We start from the raw sequence: 21,878 nt of genomic DNA, 5'->3' as shown, positions 1-21,878 counted from the left end.
GGCGCATGTCCGAAGTCATGCTCATCCGTCACGGCCAGGCCAACACCGGCGCGCGCACCGAGGAAGACTACGACCGCCTCTCGGACCTCGGTCGCCGCCAGGCAGAATGGCTTGCCGATCACCTCATGGCCGTCGGCGGCTTCGACCGCGTCATCTCGGGCACGCTCCGCCGGCAGGAAGATACGGCCGCGCTCGTAAATCGCGGCGGCCGGCCGCACCGGCGCGACCCGCGGCTGAACGAGCTTGACTATTTCCGCCTGTCCCGTGCACTCGAAACGCGCGACGGCATCCCCTTTCCGACCGACGCGGCGAGCTTCGCCGCCCATGTGCCGCGGGTGCTGGAACTCTGGCGGGCGGGCCACGCCGGCCCCGATCACGAGAGCTACGACGCCTTCCGCGACCGTGTGCTCGACTCCATTCACGATGCTGCGGCCGAAGGGCCGGGCGTGGTTCTGGTCACCTCGACCGGCGTCATCGCCACGCTCTGCGCACTGGCGCTGGGGCTGGAGACGGTGGTGAAGGCGCGGATGTTCCTTCGTATCCTCAACACCTCCGTCCACCGCTTCGCGATCGACGGCGACGGGTTGCACCTCACGCAGTTCGGTGCCACGCCGCACCTCGACCACCCCGACCGCCACGCAGCGCGGACGCATTACTGAGGCGGGCCCGGCCCGTCCCAAGAAGGGAGCAAGCCATGCGGATCCACTGGTGCGGCACGGGCCTCTCCTCCGTTCCCGGCCTGCGCCGGCTGATCCTCGAAGGCCATCCCGTGACGGTCTGGAACCTGCCGGTGGACCAGGCGGTGGCGGCCGTGGGCGAGATCACCGATGACATCCGCGCGATGGAGCCCCCGGCCTTCGATGCCGCGGTCGCGCCGGGCGATATCGTGGTCTCCATGCTGCCCGCGCACCTGCACGCAGCCATTGCGCGGCTCTGCGTCAAGCATGGCGCACATTTCATCGCGTCGAGTTACACGACCGACGAAATTCGCGCGCTCGACGCCCCCGCGCGGGAGGCAGGCGTCGCACTGGTTACCGAGGTCGGCCTCGATCCCGGCATCGATCATGTCATGGCGCATGACCTGATCGCGGCCTACCGCGCCTCGCCTGCCTTCCACCGCGACAACGTCCTGTCGTTCACGTCCTACTGCGGCGGCGTGCCGGCAGTGCCGAATGCCTTCCGCTACAAGTTCTCCTGGTCGCCGCTGGGAGTCCTCAAGGCGCTCCAGTCCCCGGCCCGGTCGATCCGCGACTATTCGGAGTTGCGCGTGGCCCATCCCTGGGATGCGGTGCGCAGCTACATCGCGCCGCTGCGCGTGCCCGAGACCTTCGAGGTCTACCCCAATCGCGATTCCGTACCCTACCTCGCCGAATACGGGTTCGAACCTGGCTGGAAGGTGAAGGAACTCGTCCGCGGCACGCTCCGCCTGAACGGCTGGGCCGAGGCCTGGGCACCCGTCTTCGAGACCCTCGCGGCCGGTCCCTCGCCACATGCGCTTCAGGCCCTCGCCGATGACCTTTGGGCGAAATACCCGCTGGCGGAAGGGGAACCCGACCGCGTCGTCCTCTGCGTTTCGCTCAAGGCCGAGCGCGAGGGCCGTCCCGTCTGGCACCGCACCTGGACGCTGGACGCCATCGGCGACGTCCGGGGCTCGGCGATGGCACGGCTCGTCTCCGGCACCGTGGCGCTTGCCGTCGAGGCCGTGATGCGGCGGGAGTTCCCGGTCGGACTGCACGGCGCCCCGCGCGATCCGCGTCTGGTTGCGCGTTGGCTGGAGGCGACGCAGCATCAGGCGCAGCACATGCGGCTTGTCACCACGGCCTGACGCGGCGGACGACGCTTGAGCCAAGTCAAGGACGGTCCTGAAACCGCGAGCTAGGGAGAGGACATGACGCTGCGGTGCACGAAGGCCCGAGGAACCGCCCGCGCCGCCGGTTACACCGGCGGCATGGTGGACTTTCTATGGCCACGGATGGCGTCGCTCTTCCTTCTCCTTTCGCTCGCTTTCTCCGGCGTGGTTCCCCAGGGGATGATGCGGGTGGCCGGCGAGGACGGCGTCCGGCTCGTCCTTTGCACCGAGGAGGGTCCGCGCGACCTGTGGCTCGCTCCGGACGGCAGCATGTCGGAACGGGCGCCGCTGCCCGAGAAGAACCACGAAGTCGGCAAGTGCCTTGCGGTCGGATACGCCTTCGCCGCCGTGCAAGCCGCGGCCCTTGCCGATCCCGGTCGCGCCGACTTCGCGCTGTTCCGCCCGGTGTTGACGTCGGCCCACTGGCCGGGCTTCACCGTCGACCTGAGCCGCGCCGCGCGGGCGCCCCCCTTCTCCACTCTCGCCTGAGCCGCCGACGTCCGACGCGGCCGATCCGGCGCCCTCGGGGCCGGGCCGTTCGGACGGCATTCAGATCCATGCGTAACGAGTGCGCCCCTGCGCACAAGCGGGGGCAGGTTCCCCAGAGATTGGAGACAGCTATGAAAACCCTGAAACTTGCGGCATGTGCCGCGCTGATGCTGACCGCAGCCCCGGCTCTCGCCAGGATCACCGTGACCGACCTCGACGGCCGGACCGTGACCCTCGACGACGTGCCGAACCGCGTGGCACTCGGCTTTTACTACGAAGATTACCTCGCCGTGACCGGAACGGCGGGCGCAGACAAGCTCGTGGCCCTGTCGCGCGCGCCCTGGGCCGACTGGAGGCCGGGGCAGTGGGCAGCCTACACCAGCCTCTTGCCTGCTCTCGAAACCCTGCCGGATTTCGGCAACTCCGATGACAACACCTTTTCGGTGGAGACGCTCATCGCGGCGAAGCCCGAAGTGGCGATCCTCTCAAGCTGGCAGACCGCTTCGCTCGGCGAACCGGGCGTGAAGCAAATCGAGGACGCGGGCATCAAGGTCGTCGCCATCGATTACAACGCCCAGACACTGGAGCGGCATCTTCTGTCCACCCGCGTTCTCGGCGCCGTGATGGGCGAGCCCGAACGCGCCGAGGAGCTTGCCGCGATGTATCAGGCCAAGACCGAAGACACGCTCGCGCGGGTCGCCAAGGCCGGGGCCTCGGGCAAGAAGATCTATGTCGAACTTGCCCAGAAGGGGCCCGCAGAGGTCGGCAACAGCTACGGCAAGGGCATGTGGGCCGGGGTGATCGACCTCGTCGGCGGGACGAACATCGCCAAGGGCCAGATCGAGAACTGGGGGCCGCTCTCGCCGGAATACGTCATCGCCCAGCAGCCCGATGTGATCCTTCTCGCCGGATCGGAATGGCTGAACAAGCCCGAGGCAGTGCTACTTGGCTTCGGTGCGACGGACGAGGCCGCGCAGCCGAAGATGGCGGCCTATGCCGCGCGGCCCGGCTGGGCAGATCTGCCGGCAGTGAAGTCTCGTGAGATCTACGGGATCTACCACGGCGGCAACCGCACACTCTCGGACTTCGTCTACGCCCGGGCCATTGCCAAGGCGCTCTATCCCGATGCCTTCGCCGATGTCGATCCGGCGGCCGAACTGGCCGAGTACTACAAGACCTGGATGCCGATCGCGGCCGAGGGCCTTTTCGTCACGAAGCTGAAATGAGCGTGGCCGACCGGGCCCTGCCCTGGCGGCGGCAGTCCGGGCGGCGGGGGGTGGCGCTCGTCGCCGCCCTCCTGATCCTTGCCGTGCTCAGCCTTCTCGACCTCATGACCGGGCCGTCCGGCATGGGCGCGGCGGAGATATGGCGCACGTTCCGCGCCGGGCCGGCCGGCGAGGATCGCGCGGCAGCGGCGATCCTCTTCCAGATACGGCTGCCGCAGACCGCGATGGCGCTGATCGTCGGCGCGGCGCTCGGACTTGCCGGGCTGATGATGCAGACGATCCTCGCCAACCCGCTCGCCTCGCCCTTCACGCTCGGGTTTTCGGCCGCGGCGGGCTTCGGCGCGGCCGCGTCGATCCTCTTCGGCGCAGCACTCGGCCTGCCGCTACCCGGGCATCTCCTGACGCCCGCGGCTGCCTTCGCGGCGACGCTCGCCGCCACGCTCCTCGTCTGGCTCGTCGCCCGCGCACGGGGAAGCCAGCCCGAGATCATGGTGCTGGCGGGGATCGCCGTCCTCTTCTTCTTCCAGTCGCTGCAGTCGCTCCTCCAGTTCCTCGCCTCGCCCGAGGTCCTGCAACAGATCGTCTTCTGGCTCTTCGGTTCGCTCCTCAAGGCCAACTGGACGACGGTGCAGGTCTCGGGCGCGATAACCCTGGTCTGCCTGCCCTTCATCGCCCGCGACACCTGGGCGTTGACCACGCTCAGGATGGGCGAGGCGAATGCCCAGAGCCTCGGGCTCGACACCCACGCCTTGCGCCGCCGCATCCTTCTCCTCACCGCCGCGCTGACCGCCGCGGCGGTATCCTTCACCGGCACCATCGGCTTCGTGGGCTTGATCGCGCCCCATGCCGCGCGCGCCGCGGTGGGCGAGGATCACCGCTTCGCCCTGCCCATGGCGGCACTGGCCGGGGCCCTGATCCTGATCATAGCCTCCGTCGCCGCCAAGCTCCTGTCATCGGGCGCGGCAATCCCGGTGGGCATCGTCACCGCCATCGCCGGCATTCCGATGCTGATGGCAGTCATCCTCCGCCAGAAGGAGATCTGAGATGTTCGACATTGAGGTCCCAGCCCTGTTCAGAGGCCGCGTGCAGGTGCTTGCGCCCACCGCGTTCACCCTTGCGGCAGGGTCGATGACCGGAATCGTGGGCCCGAACGGCGCGGGAAAATCGACCCTGCTCCGTGCAGTTGCGGGCATTTCGCAGGACTCCGTGGCGGTCCGCAGGAGGGGGGAGCCGCTCCATCGTCGCGCCATCGGTTTCCTTCCACAGGCCTTCTCCGTCGCCTCGACCCTCAGCGTGACGGACTGCATCCTCCTCGGCCGGCGGGAAAACCTCGGCTGGCGCGTGCCCGTTTGGGCAAGGAACGACGCGCGGGGGCTCTTGGACCGCTTTGGCCTCGCCGACCTCGCCGACCGTCCGATGAGCGCGCTTTCGGGCGGCCAGCAGCAACGCGTGCTTCTGGTGCAGCGGCTGTTCCGCAACCCCGCGCTGCTCCTCCTCGACGAACCGACCTCGGCGCTTGACCTTCACCACCAGCTTTCCGCGCTGTCCATGATCCGCGACCATGCACGCGAGACCGGCATGGCGGTGATCGCAGCGCTGCACGACCTGACGCTGGCCGCAAGGTTCTGCGACCGCATCCTCGTTCTCGCCGGGGGGGCGGTGGTCCGCGATGACGCGCCGGCCGCCGCCTTCGCCGGCGGCCTCATCGAGAATCACTGGAACGTCGCGCCGGAGTTCCTGAAGGCGCGGGACGGCGGGCTTGTCGTCGTGCCGCACGCGATGGCCTGACGCGCCGGGCCAGTCACCGCAGCAGACGCGCAAGCTCCGCGACGAGCCGCGCACCATCATCCGGACCGTTGTAACCCTGCACGGACAACCGCGTGAAGGGCCGTCCCTGCCAGAGGTAGCAGGGGATTTCCACTCCGGCCGCGCGCAGTTCGCGGTGCAGCGCCCCCGTGTCGCACATGGGCAGCGGCAGCGCGATCATTTGCGGTGCGCTCGTCTCCGGCGTGGCGACCGGCGCGAGGCCGGTTACACCCGCCACTTCGCCCGCGATCTCCCATGCCAGCCGGTGGCAGGCGGCGGCGACCGTCGACCAGTCGTGCTCCGCCCGGAACCCGAGCGCGGCCGGCACGGCGAGCCAGGCGGCAGGATCGCGCGTGCCCTGGAAGCGGAAGGCATTCTGAAAGGCGGTGCCGCCGAAGGGGCCGGGCGCGTCGCGATCCTCGCTCCAGCCGTGGCTGATGACCGCGGGCATCAGCACCGACTGGCGATCCCGGCGGGCATGGAGAAAGGCCGTGCCCTTGGGCGCAAACAACCACTTGTGGCAATTCCCGACGTAGTAATCCGCGGCGAGCGAGGTCAGGTCGAGTGGGATCTGCCCCGGCGCATGGGCGCCGTCGATGACCGTCACGATGCCCCTTGACCGGGCCTCGGCAATCACCGGGGCAATCGGAAAGACAAGCGCGGTGGGCGAGGTTATGTGACTGAGGAATATCACGCGCGTCCTCTCGGTCATCGCGGTTCGGAGCGCGTCTGCGAAGCTCGCCGCCGCCAGCGGCATTGGCACGTCGACTGTCCGGATCACCGCCCCCGTCCGCGCCGCGACGAAGGCCCATGTCTTCGCAAGCGCCGCATACTCGTGATCGGTGGTCAGCACCTCGTCGCCGGGCTTCAGGGCGAGCGAACGCGCCACGACATTGAGCCCCGCCGTTGCATTCGTGATCCAGACGAGATCGTCCGCGTCGGCACCCAGTTCGGCGCCGAGCACCCGGCACACCTCGGCGAAGCGTTCTGCCAGATGCGCGGGCTCCAGGAAGGCCACGGGCTGGCGTTCGAGCCGCTCCTGCCAGCGGCGGTAGTCCTCCATCACCGGGCCCGGACAGGCACCGTACGAGCCATGGTTGAGGAAGGAGAAGGCAGGGTCCAGCAGGAAATGACGGGCAAGTTCGGACGGCACGGGATGCTCCCTGAAAGGCTCTGTTCTTGCGGTATCGATACTATCGCGGCAACATTGCCTCGCCATCCGGATCGGCGGCCTCGGCGATCAGCCAGTCGCGGAACGCGAGCAGCGGCGGATACGAGGCGCCGGTCGCCGGCCAGACAAGGTAGTAGCCTTCCGTCCCCGCAACAGGCTCGCCGAAGGCCCGCACCAACCGCCCGTCGGCCAATTCGGGCTTGGCGAGGAACTCCGGCAGTAGCGCCACTCCGAGCCCGTGGATCACCGCCTGGATCATCGGCGCGAACTGATCGAAGACCATCCCCTGAGGCACCGGCCCCGGCACCCCGTGATGGGCAAACCAGCGCGCCCAGGCATCGGGCCGTGACTCGAGCTGGAGGAGTTGCAGGCCGACGAGGTCGCGCGCACGGGAGATCGGCTGCGCCGACAGGAACGAGGGGGCACAGCACGCGACCAGCCGTTCGTCGAAGAGCCGGATCGCGCCGCCCCCCGCCCAGTCGTCGCCGCCGAAATGGATGGCGGCGTCGAACCCCTCTTCGGCGAAGTCGAAGGGCTTCAGCCGTGTACCGAGGTTGATGGTGATCCCCGGATGCGCGGCCAGGAACCGCGGCAGCCGGGGCGCGAGCCAGCGGGTGCCGAAGGTGGGCAGGATGGCCAGCGAAAGCGTCCCGCCGCCGGCGTTCGAGCGTACGCGCATCGATCCGCGCGAGATGAGATCAAGCGCCTTGCCCACCTCGCGCGCATAGGCCAGCGCCGGGTCCGTCGGTACCAACCGCCGCCGTTCTCGCAGGAACAGCGGCACGCCAAGCTGCCCTTCGAGGGCCTGGATCAGCCGGCTCACGGCCCCCTGCGACAGATCAAGGTCGCGTGCCGCGGCGAGTGTCGATCCCGTGCGGACCACCGCCTCGAACGCGGTCAGGAGGGAGATCGAAGGCAAGAGGCGGCGCGGCGTGGCCATATATGACCTTTGCACATATTCCGTGGCGAGAATAGCGCTATTCGGGGCCCATTCAATCGCGCATGATGCATAGGAACATCGATCCGCCGTGGGAGGACATCATGGCCCTGAAACCGAAAGACGCCCCCGACCTTTCCCGCTTCGACTGGGAGGATGCCTTCCGGATGGATGACCAGTTGTCCGAGGAAGAGCGCATGCTGCGCGACGGCGCGCGGGCCTACGCGCAGGAAAAGCTTCAATCCCGTGTGATTGCCGCCTATCGCGACGAAGCGACCGACCCCGCGATCTTCCGCGAAATGGGCGGGATGGGGCTTCTGGGCGTTACCATCCCCGAGGAGTACGGCGGCATCGGTGCTTCCTACGTCGCCTATGGCCTCGTCGCCCGCGAGGTGGAGCGGGTCGATTCGGGCTACCGCTCCATGATGTCGGTACAGTCGAGCCTGGTGATGTACCCGATCTACGCTTATGGCTCGGAAGCGCAGCGGCAGAAATACCTGCCGAAGCTTGCCTCGGGCGAGTGGATTGGCTGCTTCGGCCTGACCGAGCCCGATGCGGGGTCGGACCCGGCCGGGATGAAGACCCGGGCGACGAAGACGGCGGGCGGTTATGTCCTGAACGGCGCCAAGATGTGGATATCGAATGCGCCCATCGCCGATGTCTTCGTCGTCTGGGCGAAGTCCGAGGCGCATGGCGGCAAGATCCGCGGCTTCGTTCTCGACAAGGGCATGAAGGGGCTTTCGGCACCGAAGATCGGGGGCAAGCTGAGCTTGCGCGCCTCGATCACCGGCGAGATCGTGATGGACAATGTCGAGGTCGGGGAAGACGCGCTTCTGCCAAATGTCGAGGGCCTCAAGGGCCCGTTCGGCTGCCTCAATCGCGCACGCTACGGCATTTCCTGGGGCGTTCTAGGGGCGGCGGAGTTCTGCTGGCACGCCGCGCGGCAATACGGACTCGACCGCAAGCAGTTCAACCGGCCCCTGGCGCAGACCCAGCTCTACCAGAAGAAGCTTGCCGACATGATGACCGAGATTTCGCTCGGGCTTCAGGCATCCCTGCGCGTCGGCAGGCTCATGGACGAGGCGAAGGCGGCGCCCGAAATGATCAGTCTCGTCAAGCGCAACAACTGCGGCAAGGCGCTGGACATCGCCAGGGCCGCGCGCGACATGCATGGCGGCAACGGCATCCAGGAGGATTTCCAGGTGATGCGCCACATGGTCAACCTCGAGACCGTCAACACCTACGAAGGCACTCATGACGTGCATGCCCTTATCCTCGGCCGCGCAATCACCGGGCTTCAGGCCTTCTTCTGATCGGGCTTTCATCGTGGCAAAAATACTCCCGCCGGCGGCATCCGGCGGCAGGGCCGGGGGCCTTTGGCGGGAGTCCTTCGCCACAGTGAATGAGTGAGAGAATTTCATGGATCGCGCCGACATCGTTCACGAGAATTTCCTGAGGCGGGTAACGGCGGGCGACCTGCCCGCCGGTGCCGGGCCCTCGGGGCCGCTGTCGGCAGCTGCGGCGGTTTCGGTCTTTCGGGCAGCGTGCCTGTCGCGCGCGCTCGACCGGCAGAGCCGGGTGATGCAACGGGCGGGTCAGGGCTTCTACACCATCGGCTCGTCCGGTCACGAGGGGATGGCGGCAGTGGCGGCGGCGCTGAGGCCGACCGACATGGCCTTCCTGCACTACCGCGACGCGGCCTTCCAGATCGCGCGCGCCGGGCAGGTGCCCGGCCAGTCCCCTGCCTGGGACATGCTCCTCAGCTTTGCCTCTTCGTCCGAAGATCCGATCTCGGGCGGGCGGCACAAGGTCCTGGGATCGAAGGCGCTGTCGATCCCGCCGCAGACCTCAACCATCGCCTCGCACCTGCCGAAGGCGGTGGGCGCTGCCTATGCGGTCGGCGCCGCGCGCCGGCACCGGCCGGAGCATCAGGCGCTGCCGGACGACGCCATCGTCTACTGCTCGTTCGGCGACGCCTCCGCCAACCATTCGACGGCGCAGGGGGCCTTCAACGCCGCGCAGTGGACAGCCTATCAGTCCATACCCCTTCCGCTTCTCTTCGTCTGCGAGGACAACGGCATCGGGATCTCGACCAAGACCCCCACGGGCTGGATCGCGGCAAGCTTCGCGCATCGGCCGGGGCTGAAGTATTTCGCCTGCAACGGCCTCGATATCTACGAGACCTTCCGCGTGGCGCAGGAGGCCGCGGACTACGCCCGCAAGCGGAAGAGACCCGTCTTCCTCCATGTCGGCACAATCCGGCTCTACGGTCATGCCGGGGCGGACGTGCCGACCACCTATCTCAGCCGCGAGGAGGTCGAGGCCGAGGAGGCGAATGACCCGCTCCTGCATGCGGTGCGGTTGTTGGGTGAGGCCGGTGCGCTGACCTCCGCCGAGGCGCTGGCGATATACGAGGAAACCAACGCGCGGGTCGCGCGCGTCGCAGCCGAGGCGGTGACGCGGCCCCGGCTGAAGACGGCGCCGGAGGTGATGGCGAGCCTGATCCCGCCGAAGCGCGCCTGTCGGCCGACCAACGGGCCGACGCCCGAGGCCCGCGCCGCGGCCTTTGGCGGCGACCTGAAGGCGATGGACGAACCGCAGATCATGTCGCGGCTCATCAACTGGGCCCTGACCGACCTGATGCTCGAACATCCCGAGATCGTCATGATGGGGGAGGACGTCGGCCGCAAGGGCGGTGTCTATGGCGTCACCCAGAAGCTCATCCATCGTTTCGGCCCGGATCGGATGATCGACACGCTGCTCGACGAACAGTCGATCCTTGGCCTTGCCATAGGCATGGCGCAGAACGGCTACGTCCCGATGCCGGAGATCCAGTTCCTCGCCTACCTGCACAATGCCGAGGATCAGTTGAGGGGCGAGGCCGCAACGTTGCCCTTCTTCTCGAACGGGCAGTACACCAACCCGATGGTCGTCCGAATCGCGGGGCTCGGCTACCAGAAGGGCTTTGGCGGGCATTTCCACAACGACAACTCGGTCGCGGTCCTGCGCGATATTCCCGGCCTGATCCTTGCCTGCCCCTCGAACGGGGCCGATGCGGCGAAGATGCTGCGCGAATGCGTGCGACTGGCGCGCGAAGAGCAGCGGATCGTGGTGTTCCTTGAACCCATTGCGCTATATCCGGTGCGGGATCTCCACGGCGAGAAGGATGCGGGCTGGATGAGGCTCTATCCCGCCCGAAACGAGGTGATTCCGCTGGGCGAGGTCGGCGTGCAGGGCGACGGCACCGACCTTGCCGTGGTGAGCTTTGCCAACGGCTATTACCTCTCGCTCCAGGCCGAGAAGCGGCTGGCCGCGGCGGGCGTGAAGGCGCGGGTGATCGACATGCGCTGGCTGTCGCCGCTGCCCGCCGAGGCGCTCATCGAAGCGGTCCAAGGTGCCAAGCGTATCCTCGTCGTCGATGAGACGCGCCGCTCGGGAGGAGTGGCCGAAGCGCTCATGGCGCTTTTTTCCGAGCGCGCGGGCGTACCGCTGGCAAGGGTGACGGCGGAGGACAGTTTCATCGCCACCGGTCCGGCCTATGCGGCGACGATGCCCTCTGCGGACGGCATATTCGACGCGGCGATGGCGCTCATGGGGGCGAAGCGATGAAGACGGCGGTCGTCATCTGCCCCGGCCGGGGCACCTACACCAAGACCGAACTTGGCTACGTCAAGCGGCACTTCGGCGACCCTGCACTCCTCGCGGCTTTCGATGGCGCGCGCGCCGCGCTCGGGCAGGAGACGCTGTCGGCGCTCGACGGGGCAGCGACCTATTCGGTCGCGCGCCACACGAGGGGCGACAATGCCTCTGCGCTGATCTATGCGGCCACGCTCGGCGACTTCCGCGCCCTCGACCGCCAGACCGTCGAGGTCGTCGCCGTGACCGGCAACTCGATGGGCTGGTATTCGGCGCTTGCCTGTGGCGGGGCACTGACGGCCGAGGCGGGGTTCGAGGTGGTGAACACCATGGGGACGCTGATGCAGGAGGCGCTGATCGGCGGCCAGCTCGTCCATCCCCACATGGGCGAGGACTGGCTGCCGGCCCCGGCGCGCAAGGCCGGGCTGCTGGCCAAGGTGGCCGAGATCGACGCGCGGCCCGACCATGTGCTCGGCCTTTCCATAGACCTCGGCGGGATGCTGGTGCTGGCCGGGAACGACGCCGGGCTGAAGGCGTGGGAGGCCGAGATTCCGCCGGAACAGGGTCGATTCCCCCTCAGGCTTGCCAACCACGCCGCGTTTCATACCGCACTTCAGGCCCCGGTCGCCGAACGCGGGCGGGCACGGCTGTCGCCCACTATCTTCGGTCAGCCGGGACTGCCGATGATCGACGGGCGGGGCGCGATCTGGTGGCCGGGCGCCACCGATACGCAGGCGCTTTGGGACTACACGCTCGGTCACCAGGTGACCGAGACCTACGACTTCACCCAGGCGATCCGGATCGCGGCGCGGGAGTTCGCGCCCGACCTCTTCATCGTCACCGGCCCCGGCACCACGCTTGGCGGCGCGGTGGCGCAGGGCTTGATCCTTGCCGATTGGCGCGGCATGGGGTGCAAGACCGATTTCCAGACACGGCAGCAGATGGCGCCGCTTCTCGTCTCCATGGGCATGGAGGAGCAACGCGCGTCCGTCACGAAGGGAGATGCGAGATGAACCACAAGGATATGCTGAAGGCCGCGGGCCTGACCGAGGCGGAATTGACGGGCGGCACCCTTGCCGTCCATTCGCCCATCGACGGGGCCGAGGTGGCCCGCGTCCGGGAAACCGATCCGGCCGAGATGCCCAAGGTGATCGCCCGCGCGCAGGCCGCCTTCAGCGAGTGGCGTAAGGTCCCGGCGCCACGTCGGGGCGAGCTTGTCCGGCTTCTCGGCGAGGAACTGCGCGCGGCCAAGGCCGAACTTGGCGCCGTGGTGACGCTTGAGGCCGGCAAGATCACCTCCGAGGGCCTGGGCGAAGTGCAGGAGATGATCGACATCTGCGACTTCGCCGTGGGCCTCTCGCGCCAGATCTACGGGCTCACCATCGCCTCCGAGCGTCCCGGCCACCGGATGATGGAGACCTGGCACCCGCTGGGCCCCTGCGCCGTCATCACCGCCTTCAACTTTCCCGTCGCGGTCTGGTCGTGGAACACGGCGCTGGCGCTGATCTGCGGCGATCCGGTGATCTGGAAGCCTTCCGAGAAGACGCCGCTGACCGCGATGGCGACGATGAAGGTAATGGAGCGTGCGCTGAAACGCTTCGGCGACGCGCCGGAGGGTCTCTGCCAGCTCGTCATCGGCGGCCCGGCCATCGGCGAGGCGCTGGTGAACTCGAAGGACGTGCCGATCGTCTCGGCCACCGGCTCGACCCGGATGGGCGGCATCGTCGGGCCAAAGGTCTCCGCGCGCTGGGGGCGGCCGATCCTGGAGCTTGGCGGCAACAACGCGATGATCGTGGCCCCCTCGGCCGATCTCGACATGGCGGTGCGCGCCATCGTCTTTTCCGCCGTCGGCACCGCGGGCCAGCGCTGCACCTCGCTGCGGCGTCTCATTGCGCACAATTCGATCAAGGACGATCTGGTGGCGCGGCTCGCGAAGGCCTATGCGAGCCTGCCCATCGGCGACCCGCGCAAGGCGACGACGCTGATCGGCCCCCTGATCGACCACGGCGCGCGCGACCGGATGCAGGCGGCGCTGGAGAAGGCGCGGGCCGAGGGTGGCAAAGTTCACGGCGGCAAGACCGTCGCTGAAGGGGTACCGCAGGGCGGCGCCTATGTGGAACCCGCCATCGCCGAGATGCCGAAGCAGACCGAAACCGTGCGGACCGAGACCTTCGCGCCGATCCTCTACGTCATGGGCTATGACACGCTGGAAGAGGCGATAGCGATCCAGAACGACGTGCCGCAGGGCCTGTCCTCCTGCATCTTCACGCTCAACATGCGCGAGGCGGAGACGTTCCTGTCGGCGGTAGGCTCCGACTGCGGCATCGCCAACGTCAATATCGGCCCCTCGGGCGCCGAGATCGGCGGCGCCTTCGGTGGCGAGAAGGAGACCGGCGGCGGGCGTGAGTCGGGTTCGGACGCCTGGAAGGGCTACATGCGGCGCCAGACCAACACGATCAACTATTCCGACGCGCTGCCGCTGGCCCAGGGCGTGAAGTTCGACATCTGAGCTCTTGGCGTTCACTAACTGGCCCGGCCCGTCATATTGACTGGCCGGGCCGTCATATTTTTGCGAACCCCCGTCATTTCCGCCGGAATGGCGCGCGCTTTCGAACGCCGCCTTGGCCATTCTGCACTCGAAACCGGCTCACAGGAGGAATGAATGGCGTTCACAAAGGTTGCGGTTCTGGGGCTTGGCAAGGTCGGCCATCTGGCGGCCGAGCTTCTCGCGGAGGCCGGCTTCGAGGTGACCGGCATCGATTCGCGCGCTGTCGCCGGCTGCCCTTTCCCGGTGAAGGTCGCTGATCTCAAGGGCGATCTTGATGAAGTTCTCAAGGATCAGGAGGCAGTCCTGTCCTGCCTGCCCTATCACCTGAACAAGGGCGTTTCCTCGGCTGCCCACGGGCTCGGCCTCCACTACTTCGACCTGACCGAGGACGTACCGACGACGCAGCATATCCGCGGCCTCGCGGAAACCTCGAAAGGCATCATGGCGCCGCAGTGCGGCCTCGCCCCCGGCTTCGTCGGCATCGTCGGCGCGCATCTGGCGGAGATGTTTGACAAGGTTCGCTCCATCCGCCTCCGCGTTGGCGCGCTGCCGCAAAACCCGACGGGCCTTCTCGGCTACGCCTTCAACTGGTCGCCCGAGGGCGTCGTCAACGAATACCTGAACGACTGCGAGGTGATCGAGGAGGGCGTCCACAAGATCGTATCCGCCATGGAGTGGATCGAGACGATCTACATCGACGGTGTGCACCTGGAGGCCTTCACCACGTCGGGCGGGCTCGGAACCATGTGTGAGACCTATGCCGGGCGGGTGGAGAACATCGACTACAAGACGATGCGCTATCCCGGTCATGTCCAGCTCATGAACTTCTTCTTCCACGAACTCCTGATGCGCGAGAACCGCGAGGCGGCGGGGCGGATCCTGACCCATGCCAAGCCACCGGTGGACGAGGACGTGGTCTATGTCCATGTCGCCGCGGAAGGCTGGACGGAAGGGCAGTTGAAGCGTCGCGAATTCGTCCGCGCCTACTATCCGCTGGAGATCGCCGGGCGGCGGCGGACGGCGATTGCCTGGACGACCTCGGCCTCGGTGGTGGCGGTGATCGAGATGGTTCAGGCCGGGCTGCTGCCGCAGAAGGGCTTCCTGAAGCAGGAAGAGATCCCGCTGACACCCTATCTCGAAACCCGGACTGGCAACTACTACAACGTCGGCCACCGCGGCCGCCACGGCTGACAGCGTTCCGCGAGGGTCCGTCTGGCCGGAGCCATGTTCCGCCCGCACCGGTCGAGACCGGATTCAGTCCTTTTTCGCCGGAGGGCAGCCTCGGGCCCGTGTCGCTTGCGGGTTCCGTACCCAAGTCTGATAGGATTGCATTGCAACAGACGCGAGGGACAGAGATGGCCAAGGGAATCAGGACGACGAAGGGTCGGGGCCGGCTTTTTGACAGCGTGCTCGACACGATCGGCGACACGCCGGTCATCCGGGTGAACAACCTCGGACCCGACCATGTGACACTCTACGTCAAGGCCGAGGCGTTCAACCCGGGCGCCTCGGTGAAGGACCGGCTGGCGGTCAACATCATCGAAGCGGCGGAACGCGAGGGCCGGCTGAAGCCCGGTCAGACGGTGGTGGAGGCGACATCCGGCAATACCGGCATCGGGCTGGCCATGGTCTGCGCCCAGAAGGGCTATCCGCTCGTCGTGACGATGGTGGAGACCTTCTCGATCGAGCGTCGCCGTCTGATGCGGATGCTGGGGGCGAAGGTCGTGTTGACGCCCAAGGCGGAGAAGGGCACGGGCATGTACAACAAGGCCGTGGAACTGGCACAGCGGCACGGCTGGTTCCTCGCCCACCAGTTCGAGACGAAGGACAACGCCGACATACACGAGGCGACGACCGCGCAGGAAATCCTCGGGGACTTCGCCGGGCAGCGGCTCGACGTCGTCGTGACGGGCTATGGCACCGGCGGCACCGTGACCGGCATCGGGCGGGTCCTGCGGAAGGAGCGGCCGGAGGTGCGGATGGTCCTCAGCGAGCCAGCGAATGCCGCGCTGGTGCAAAGCGGGATCGCGCAGGAACGCGGCCCCGATGGCGCACCTGCCGCCAGCCATCCAGCCTTCCAGCCCCATCCGATCCAGGGTTGGACGCCGGACTTCATCCCGGCCGTCCTGCAGGAGGCGCTGGACAAGGGCTTCTACGACGCGCTGATCCCCGTGTCCGGACCCGACTCGATCCACTGGTCGCGCGAACTGGCACGGAAGGAAGGCATCTTCACGGGGATATCGGGCGGTGCGACCTTTGCGACCGCGATCAAGGTGGCGGAGACGGCAGCGCCGGGATCGGTCATTCTGGTGATGCTGCCCGACACCGGCGAACGCTACCTGTCCACGCCGCTTTTCGAGGGCATTGCCGAGGACATGGACGAGGAGGAGCGCGCCCTGTCCCTGTCAACACCTGGCTACCAGGTAGGCTAAGTCAGGGGACGCTGCGGAAGCGCCCCGGATCGAACGGGGAAAGATCGAGGCTCGGGTTCTGCCGCGTCAGAAGCTCCGCCACGAGGGACGCGGTCGCGCTTGACTGCGTGAGCCCGACGTGGCCGTGGCCAAAGGCGTGGATGACGTCGGGCGCGTTCGCGCTGCGTCCGATCATCGGCAAGGAGTCCGGGAGGGAGGGGCGGAAACCCATCCATTCCGTTCCGCCCTCTGTCCGGAGCGCCGGCAGAAAGGCCTTAGCCTTGGCAAGCATCGCGCGGGACCGCGCGTAGTTCGGCGGCAGGTCCAGCCCGCCGAGTTCCACGGCTCCGCCGATGCGGATGCCCGTGGACAGGGGCGACGCCACGAAGCCATGCGCAGCGAAGGTGATGTGGCAGCGAAGATCGAAAGCACCGGGCGGCAGGGTCGTGTTGTATCCCCGTTCGGTTTCCAGGGGGATGCGGTCGCCAAGGCTTCGGGCGATCCGGTGGGAATGCGCACCGGCCGCCAGGACGATCTGACCGGCGGAAAGCGCCCGCCCGTCCGCCAGATTGGCGGTCGCCCCGTTCACGCCGGCAACGATCCCGCGCACCTCGCCTTCCCCTATCCTCGTCCCTTTCGCTTCCAGCGCCTCGGCCAGGGCCAGGACGTAGAGCTTCGGGTCGGAGATGGCCCACCAGTCCTCGGTAAAGGTGGCGTGCGCAAAGCGCGGCGAGAGTCCCGGCTGGACCTCGGCAATGGCGTCGCAGCCGACGAGCGGCCGCCAGCCGAACCCGTAGTGCGTCGCCTCTTCCCGGGCCCTGCAGTCAGCCTCGAAGCTGCGGACCGTCTCGTGCACCTGCAACTGGCCGGTCTTGCGCAGCATGTGCAGGGTGCCGGTCATGGCCATGAACGGCTCCAGCGTCGCCCGCGCGAGCCGCATCAGGCCCGCCTGGGCGTCGGTGGCGGCAGATACCCGGTGGGGAAGGCTTGCGCAGGCGAAACGCGCCATCCAGGGGGCGATGCGCAGCGCATAGCGCGGCGGAATGGCAAGTGGCCCGAGCGGATCGAGCAACCAGCGCGGCGAGGCGAGGAGCGTTTCCGGAGAGGCGAGCGGATGAACCTCGGCAAAGGCGAAGCCACCTGCATTCCCTGCCGAGGCGCCCGTCGCGGGCCCCGTCCTGTCGACCACCTCCACGCTCAGTCCGCGCGCAACTGCTGCGTGGGCGATCGAAAGGCCGATCACCCCGGCTCCGATGACGAGTACATCCGGTCGGGCGATCAAGACCTCTCTCCTCAGTCAAGCGGCAGCCACCCGATCTTTGGAACGCAACGAAGGACGATTCAAGGCCCTGCCGCCGGCCCGCGCCTTGCGGCGGACCAGACCCGTTCATCCCCGGCCAAGCGCCCCCTTGTCATCGAAATGGCGGGGAAAGAATGCGGCCGCACAGGTGAACGTCGTCCGCATCGCCTCGGCGGCGGAATAGGGCTCGGTCATCGTCATCATGTCGAGCCAGACGCCCTCCGTCGTGATCCGAAGAACGCGCGCGATCCGCACCGGATCGCCGCCCCGCCCGTCCTCGGCCACGAGCCGGGCGCAGATGCTTTCCAATGTGCGGGTATAGTCATCGTCGTTCGAGCCGCAGAGCGCCTGGTACATCGGCCGGCACTGAGCCTCCCCCCAGAAGGCACACCATGCCGATAGCCGGGCATTTGTGCAGATGCGCGGGTCGAAATCGGCGCGGAGCACGGCATCGAGCTGTTCGGCAGGCGAGGGACCCGCGGCCTCGAGTGCGGCGGTCCAGTTCTGCCGGTACTCCGCCGCCAGATACTGCAGCGTCTCGGTCAGAAGCCGCTCTTTCGTCTCGAAGTGGAAATTCACCAGCCCGTGCGAAATCCCGGCCTGCCGCGCGACGTCCGTCAGCGTCGTACGGGAATAGCCCTGGGCTGCAATTGTCTCGATCGTCGCTTCGATAAGCTGCTGTCGGCGCGCCGCACGGCTCTGCTTGCGCGGCGAGGCGTCGGGCTTGGCGATCTCGCCGGTGTCGTCCATGGCCGATTCCGTTCCTCAGAGAGCGCGCAGTGGATCGAAGAACAGATAGAGCAATCCGGGCTTCACACAAGGCAGGCGCGGCGCGCCCCTGAACTTGATTGACAGTTCAGTCAGAATATGGATGAATGATCGTACATTCAACCAGGCCGCGCCCGACCCGAGGCGCCGCCCGAATCCGACAGGTACGATCATGCGCCCGCTCCCCAGCCGGGATCTCAGAAAATCCAACGCCCAGTTCGCCCGCGCCTCCGAGCGCCTGCCGCTCGGCGTCTCCTCCACCTTCCGCTACTGGGGCGACGACCGCACCATCTATGTGGATCACGGCAAGGGCGGCAGGGTCTGGGACATCGACGGCAACGGCTACATCGACTACCGGCTCGGCTACGGCCCCGCGATCCTCGGCTATGCCGACGATCGGGTGGACGCCGCAGCACGGCGTGGCATGGAGGTGGGCGGCGTCTTTGCCCTGTCGACGGAGCGCGAACTGATCGTCGCCGATCGCATCGCGAAGATGGTGCCGGCGGCAGAGATGGTGCGCTTCTCCAATTCCGGCACCGAGGCGGTCATGGCCGCGCTGCGCCTTGCACGCGCCTATACCGGGCGCGACAGCTACCTTCTGGTCGAGGGTGCCTACCACGGGCTCTTCGACGCCGCGATGTGGATGGCCAATGTTGAGGGGTGGGACCGCAGCGCCAACCGCGACCCGGAGATCGTCTCCTATTCCAGGGGCATCCCGCAGGAACTGAAGGCGCTCGCCCATCTGGTCCCGATGAACGATCTCGAGCGGCTCGAAGACACGTTCCGCCGCTACGGCGACAGCATGGCGGCGATGTTGATCGAACCAATTCAGGGCAATTGCTGCGGAATCGCCGCATCTGCCGACTACGTCCGGCTGGCGCGCGCGCTCTGCGACCGCTACGGCGTCCTGCTCATCATCGACGAGGTGAAGACGGGGTTCCGCGTGGCCAAGGGCGGCGTGCAGTCACTTTACGGCGTGACGCCCGACATCTGCACCTTCGCCAAGGCCGTCGCAAACGGCTACCCGATCTCCGTCGTGGCGGGCCGGGCCGAGGTGATGCGCACCTTCCGCCAAGGCGGCGCTGCGCATGGCGGCACCTACACCGCCCATTCCGTCAGCATGGCCGCGGCTGATGAATGCCTGCGCATCCTTGACGAAACCCCTGCGCTGGAGACGATCGCGCGATACGGCGAGGCGCTGAAGGCCGGGATTTCCGCCATCCTCTCGCGCCGCGGCATCGCCCATTCCTACGCCGGGCATTCGTCGATGTTCGGGCTCTTCTTCGCCGACACGCCCCCCGACAACTACCGGGACTGGAAGGCCTCGGACTATTCCTTCTACGACCAGATGGCCCATTTCCTGCATGATCTCGGCGTGATCTGCGAGCCCGACTCGCGCGAACCCTGGTTCATCTGCGAGGCTCACGGAACCGATCCGGCTTGCCTCGCCGAGACGCTGAAGGCGGTGGAGACTGCCGTCGATCTCACTCTCGAACACTTCGAGGCCGAGAAGCGCGCATGACGGACCACGCCTCGCCTCTCCTTGACCGCTGCCCGGAGACGCTTCCGGCAGCGGCCTACCGCGACCCCGACTGGTATGCGCGCGAGGAACGGGCGGTCTGGCGGCGGAACTGGGTGCATTTGGGCCGGCTGAGCGACCTTGCCCCCGGCACGATGCGGCGGGTGGAGGTCGGCGGGCAGAACCTAATCCTCTGCCGCGACGGACGCGGTCGCGTAACGGCATTTCACAATACCTGCCGCCATCGCGGCGCGGAACTCTGTTCGGTGGAGACGCGGCCGCTCGGCCGGCTCATAACCTGCCCCTATCACAATTGGGCCTACGACACGTCCGGGCGGCTCGTCTCGACCGCATTCGCCACACCCACTGCGGATTTTGTGAGGGAGGACCACGGGCTTTTCCCCGTGCATGTGCGCGACTGGAACGGGTTCCTCTTTCTCTGCCTCGCCGACACACCGCCCGCCCTCCGGCCCGACCTCGGACTCGATGCGCTCGACGCCTGGCCGATGGACCGGCTCAGGACGGGGCACCGCCTCGTGAAGGACCTCGACTGCAACTGGAAGATCTTCTGGGAAAACTACAATGAATGCCTGCACTGCCCGGGCATTCACCCCGAGCTTTGCGACATGGTGCCGATCTACCGGCAGGGTGTGATGGCCGCGAACGAGGCACCGGGCTGGAGCAGGGAGGCACCCGGCCTGCCGGTGCTGAAGGAGGGCGCACGGACCTGGACCATGTCCGGGGCCCCCTGCGGGCCGGAGTTCCCCGACCTGACACCCGAGCAGCGCGCGAACGGGTTCAACTTCGTCACGCTCTACCCGACGATGTTCGTCGTCGCCCATGTGGACTACGTCCGCGCCGTGACCGTGGCGCCGCTCGGCCCCGAACGTACGCGCCTCACGTCGGAGTGGCTGTTTTCCGAGGAAACGCTTGCGCAACCGGGATTCGACGCGGCTGACGTTGCGCGATTCGCCACTCTCGTCCTCGACCAGGACGGCGCCGCCTGCGAGATGAACCAGCGCGGCCTGAGGTCGGCGCGATACGAGCGCGGTCGTCTCATGCCGCAGGAATTCGACATCCTGAAGTTCCATGACTGGGTGCGGGCGCAGATGGGCGCCGGCTGAATCCGACCAGGCTCCATTGACGGGAGGAGACGATGACTGCAGCAGGAAAGCCGATAGAGGTGCCGAACGACTGGGACCGCAGGGGGCTGCCCGGCTGGACCTACCACTCGAAGGCGCTCTTCGAGCTTGAGCGACGCGAGATCTTCCTCACGCACTGGCAGGTCGCCGGCCACGTCTCCGACCTGCCCGCGCCGGGCGACTGGATCACCTTCGATCTGCTGGGCGAGCGCGCACTGGTCATCCGTGGACGGGATGGCAGGGTGCGTGCCTTCCACAACCTCTGCCGGCATCGCGGCGCGCGCCTCGCCGACGGCGCATCGGGGCACTGCAAGTCGGCGATGGTCTGCCCCTTCCACGGCTGGGTCTACAACCTGGACGGCAGCTTGCGGGGCGCGGCGAAACCCGAGAGCTTCGGCGACATGGACCGCTCCGCCTTCGGGCTGAAGCCTGTGGAAATGGAGATCTGGCACGGCTTCCTCTTCCTGCGCTTCCTGCCTGGACCGCAACCCGCTGTCGCCCGGCTCATGCAACCCTTCGACGCGGACTTCGCGGCCTACCGGGCAGAGGCGCTCCTGCCCACGGACACGCCCGGCTGGCAGGCCGCCACGCTGCCGGTCAACTGGAAGTCCGTCCGCGACGTCGACAACGAAGGCTACCATGTCGCCATGGCCCATCCGGCCTTGCAGGACCTCTATGGCCGGACCTACCGAGACATAGTCTATCCTGGCGGAATCTCGCATTCCCACGGCGAGTTCGGCGACTCCGTCGGGCGCCTCTGGTCGGTTCGCAACTACCTGAAACTGACCCGGCGGCCCGCGCATCTGCCGGCCCGGCTGCGCCAATCCTGGACCTATTACGGGCTCTTCCCCAACACGGTCTTCGCCTTCACACCAGAAGGCGCCCAGTGTTACCACGACATCCCGCTCACCAAGGACGAAACCCGGCTGGCCGGGCGCATGTACCGCCGGTCGGAGGAAGACCGCGCCACCCGCGCGGCCCGCTACCTCGCCACCCGGATCGACCGCGCGACCTCGGCCGAGGACCGCCAATTGTCGATCTGGTCGAACGAGTCGATGAAATCCACCGCCTTCGAT

At 67.5% G+C, this 21,878-nt stretch carries 20 protein-coding genes; 15 read left to right on the top strand and 5 right to left on the bottom strand.

Features of this window, described 5'->3' with window-relative positions; translation table 11 throughout:
* The first annotated feature begins 5 nt into the window (after positions 1 to 5).
* The 6 genes from ACMUOO_RS07545 to ACMUOO_RS07520 all read left to right on the top strand — a co-directional run bounded on the left by ACMUOO_RS07545 (position 6) and on the right by ACMUOO_RS07520 (position 5,352).
* Positions 6 to 659: a histidine phosphatase family protein gene (locus ACMUOO_RS07545; RefSeq protein ID WP_301920333.1), complete on the top strand. Its 654-nt coding sequence runs from the start codon at positions 6 to 8 to the stop codon at positions 657 to 659.
* Between the two features lie 35 nt (positions 660 to 694).
* Positions 695 to 1,825, top strand: coding sequence for a saccharopine dehydrogenase family protein (locus tag ACMUOO_RS07540; protein ID WP_301920334.1), 1,131 nt, complete (start codon positions 695 to 697; stop codon positions 1,823 to 1,825).
* A gap of 63 nt (positions 1,826 to 1,888) precedes the next feature.
* Positions 1,889 to 2,338, top strand: coding sequence for a hypothetical protein (locus ACMUOO_RS07535; RefSeq protein ID WP_301920335.1), 450 nt, complete (start codon positions 1,889 to 1,891; stop codon positions 2,336 to 2,338).
* Positions 2,339 to 2,469: 131 nt separating this feature from the next.
* Positions 2,470 to 3,564 carry an ABC transporter substrate-binding protein gene (locus ACMUOO_RS07530; RefSeq protein ID WP_301920336.1) on the top strand — a complete coding sequence of 365 codons (1,095 nt, stop codon included), beginning with the start codon at positions 2,470 to 2,472 and terminating at the stop codon, positions 3,562 to 3,564.
* Positions 3,561 to 4,607, top strand: a complete 1,047-nt coding sequence (locus ACMUOO_RS07525; protein ID WP_301920337.1) for a FecCD family ABC transporter permease — start codon at positions 3,561 to 3,563, stop codon at positions 4,605 to 4,607. Before ACMUOO_RS07530 ends, ACMUOO_RS07525 begins: the two co-directional genes overlap by 4 nt.
* Before the next feature lies 1 nt (position 4,608).
* On the top strand, positions 4,609 to 5,352 hold the full coding sequence (locus ACMUOO_RS07520; RefSeq protein ID WP_301920338.1) for an ABC transporter ATP-binding protein: 744 nt from the start codon (positions 4,609 to 4,611) through the stop codon (positions 5,350 to 5,352).
* Between the two features lie 13 nt (positions 5,353 to 5,365).
* Here the strand turns inward: ACMUOO_RS07520 and ACMUOO_RS07515 are convergent, their stop codons facing one another.
* Both ACMUOO_RS07515 and ACMUOO_RS07510 read right to left on the bottom strand, forming a co-directional pair.
* Positions 5,366 to 6,523: an aminotransferase class V-fold PLP-dependent enzyme gene (locus tag ACMUOO_RS07515; protein WP_301920339.1), complete on the bottom strand. Its 1,158-nt coding sequence runs from the start codon at positions 6,521 to 6,523 to the stop codon at positions 5,366 to 5,368.
* 40 nt (positions 6,524 to 6,563) lie between these two features.
* Positions 6,564 to 7,481, bottom strand: coding sequence for a LysR family transcriptional regulator (locus tag ACMUOO_RS07510; RefSeq protein WP_301920340.1), 918 nt, complete (start codon positions 7,479 to 7,481; stop codon positions 6,564 to 6,566).
* A gap of 98 nt (positions 7,482 to 7,579) precedes the next feature.
* On the opposite strand from ACMUOO_RS07510, the gene ACMUOO_RS07505 reads away from it, so the two are divergent.
* The 6 genes from ACMUOO_RS07505 to cysK all read left to right on the top strand — a co-directional run bounded on the left by ACMUOO_RS07505 (position 7,580) and on the right by cysK (position 16,094).
* Complete coding sequence (locus tag ACMUOO_RS07505; protein WP_301920387.1) at positions 7,580 to 8,791, top strand: acyl-CoA dehydrogenase; 1,212 nt, start codon at positions 7,580 to 7,582, stop codon at positions 8,789 to 8,791.
* Between the two features lie 106 nt (positions 8,792 to 8,897).
* Complete coding sequence (locus tag ACMUOO_RS07500; protein ID WP_301920341.1) at positions 8,898 to 11,087, top strand: thiamine pyrophosphate-dependent enzyme; 2,190 nt, start codon at positions 8,898 to 8,900, stop codon at positions 11,085 to 11,087.
* On the top strand, positions 11,084 to 12,127 hold the full coding sequence (locus ACMUOO_RS07495; protein WP_301920342.1) for an ACP S-malonyltransferase: 1,044 nt from the start codon (positions 11,084 to 11,086) through the stop codon (positions 12,125 to 12,127). The genes ACMUOO_RS07500 and ACMUOO_RS07495 overlap by 4 nt, the downstream gene beginning before the upstream one ends.
* Positions 12,124 to 13,623: an aldehyde dehydrogenase family protein gene (locus tag ACMUOO_RS07490; protein ID WP_301920343.1), complete on the top strand. Its 1,500-nt coding sequence runs from the start codon at positions 12,124 to 12,126 to the stop codon at positions 13,621 to 13,623. The genes ACMUOO_RS07495 and ACMUOO_RS07490 overlap by 4 nt, the downstream gene beginning before the upstream one ends.
* Before the next feature lie 153 nt (positions 13,624 to 13,776).
* Positions 13,777 to 14,853 (top strand): saccharopine dehydrogenase C-terminal domain-containing protein, encoded by a 1,077-nt coding sequence (locus ACMUOO_RS07485; RefSeq protein ID WP_301920344.1) that lies wholly within the window; start codon positions 13,777 to 13,779, stop codon positions 14,851 to 14,853.
* Between the two features lie 164 nt (positions 14,854 to 15,017).
* A complete protein-coding gene (gene cysK / locus ACMUOO_RS07480) occupies positions 15,018 to 16,094 on the top strand; it encodes a cysteine synthase A (protein ID WP_413854981.1) in 1,077 nt (358 codons plus the stop codon).
* A gap of 1 nt (position 16,095) precedes the next feature.
* Here cysK and ACMUOO_RS07475 read toward each other — a convergent pair whose 3' ends face one another.
* From ACMUOO_RS07475 to ACMUOO_RS07465, 3 genes are all read right to left on the bottom strand, one after another.
* Positions 16,096 to 17,352: an NAD(P)/FAD-dependent oxidoreductase gene (locus tag ACMUOO_RS07475; protein ID WP_301920388.1), complete on the bottom strand. Its 1,257-nt coding sequence runs from the start codon at positions 17,350 to 17,352 to the stop codon at positions 16,096 to 16,098.
* A gap of 108 nt (positions 17,353 to 17,460) precedes the next feature.
* Positions 17,461 to 18,123 (bottom strand): TetR family transcriptional regulator C-terminal domain-containing protein, encoded by a 663-nt coding sequence (locus ACMUOO_RS07470; protein ID WP_301920346.1) that lies wholly within the window; start codon positions 18,121 to 18,123, stop codon positions 17,461 to 17,463.
* Positions 18,124 to 18,138: 15 nt separating this feature from the next.
* On the bottom strand, positions 18,139 to 18,315 hold the full coding sequence (locus ACMUOO_RS07465) for a hypothetical protein (protein ID WP_301920347.1): 177 nt from the start codon (positions 18,313 to 18,315) through the stop codon (positions 18,139 to 18,141).
* On the opposite strand from ACMUOO_RS07465, the gene ACMUOO_RS07460 reads away from it, so the two are divergent.
* From ACMUOO_RS07460 to ACMUOO_RS07450, 3 genes are all read left to right on the top strand, one after another.
* On the top strand, positions 18,314 to 19,663 hold the full coding sequence (locus ACMUOO_RS07460) for an aspartate aminotransferase family protein (RefSeq protein ID WP_301920348.1): 1,350 nt from the start codon (positions 18,314 to 18,316) through the stop codon (positions 19,661 to 19,663). The genes ACMUOO_RS07465 and ACMUOO_RS07460 overlap by 2 nt on opposite strands.
* Entirely contained in the window at positions 19,660 to 20,784 is a 1,125-nt protein-coding gene (locus ACMUOO_RS07455) for an aromatic ring-hydroxylating oxygenase subunit alpha (RefSeq protein ID WP_301920349.1), read from the top strand. The genes ACMUOO_RS07460 and ACMUOO_RS07455 overlap by 4 nt, the downstream gene beginning before the upstream one ends.
* A 32-nt stretch (positions 20,785 to 20,816) precedes the next feature.
* A partial coding sequence (locus tag ACMUOO_RS07450; protein ID WP_413854980.1) for an aromatic ring-hydroxylating oxygenase subunit alpha occupies positions 20,817 to 21,878 on the top strand: 1,062 nt, incomplete at its 3' end.

Source organism: Albidovulum sp., from assembly GCF_041919395.1.
Lineage (GTDB): Bacteria > Pseudomonadota > Alphaproteobacteria > Rhodobacterales > Rhodobacteraceae > Albidovulum.
This window is presented reverse-complemented; position numbering and strand designations above follow the sequence as displayed.

Coding starts and splice junctions, on each gene's coding strand:
- ACMUOO_RS07530 (WP_301920336.1), top strand. CDS start 2,470: ATGAAAACCCTGAAACTTGCGGCATGTGCCGCGCTGATGCTGACCGCA.
- ACMUOO_RS07520 (WP_301920338.1), top strand. CDS start 4,609: ATGTTCGACATTGAGGTCCCAGCCCTGTTCAGAGGCCGCGTGCAGGTG.
- ACMUOO_RS07525 (WP_301920337.1), top strand. CDS start 3,561: ATGAGCGTGGCCGACCGGGCCCTGCCCTGGCGGCGGCAGTCCGGGCGG.
- ACMUOO_RS07460 (WP_301920348.1), top strand. CDS start 18,314: ATGCGCCCGCTCCCCAGCCGGGATCTCAGAAAATCCAACGCCCAGTTC.
- ACMUOO_RS07455 (WP_301920349.1), top strand. CDS start 19,660: ATGACGGACCACGCCTCGCCTCTCCTTGACCGCTGCCCGGAGACGCTT.
- ACMUOO_RS07510 (WP_301920340.1), bottom strand. CDS start 7,481: ATGGCCACGCCGCGCCGCCTCTTGCCTTCGATCTCCCTCCTGACCGCG.
- ACMUOO_RS07535 (WP_301920335.1), top strand. CDS start 1,889: ATGACGCTGCGGTGCACGAAGGCCCGAGGAACCGCCCGCGCCGCCGGT.
- ACMUOO_RS07490 (WP_301920343.1), top strand. CDS start 12,124: ATGAACCACAAGGATATGCTGAAGGCCGCGGGCCTGACCGAGGCGGAA.
- ACMUOO_RS07500 (WP_301920341.1), top strand. CDS start 8,898: ATGGATCGCGCCGACATCGTTCACGAGAATTTCCTGAGGCGGGTAACG.
- ACMUOO_RS07485 (WP_301920344.1), top strand. CDS start 13,777: ATGGCGTTCACAAAGGTTGCGGTTCTGGGGCTTGGCAAGGTCGGCCAT.
- ACMUOO_RS07540 (WP_301920334.1), top strand. CDS start 695: ATGCGGATCCACTGGTGCGGCACGGGCCTCTCCTCCGTTCCCGGCCTG.
- ACMUOO_RS07495 (WP_301920342.1), top strand. CDS start 11,084: ATGAAGACGGCGGTCGTCATCTGCCCCGGCCGGGGCACCTACACCAAG.
- ACMUOO_RS07470 (WP_301920346.1), bottom strand. CDS start 18,123: ATGGACGACACCGGCGAGATCGCCAAGCCCGACGCCTCGCCGCGCAAG.
- ACMUOO_RS07545 (WP_301920333.1), top strand. CDS start 6: ATGTCCGAAGTCATGCTCATCCGTCACGGCCAGGCCAACACCGGCGCG.
- cysK (WP_413854981.1), top strand. CDS start 15,018: ATGGCCAAGGGAATCAGGACGACGAAGGGTCGGGGCCGGCTTTTTGAC.
- ACMUOO_RS07465 (WP_301920347.1), bottom strand. CDS start 18,315: ATGATCGTACCTGTCGGATTCGGGCGGCGCCTCGGGTCGGGCGCGGCC.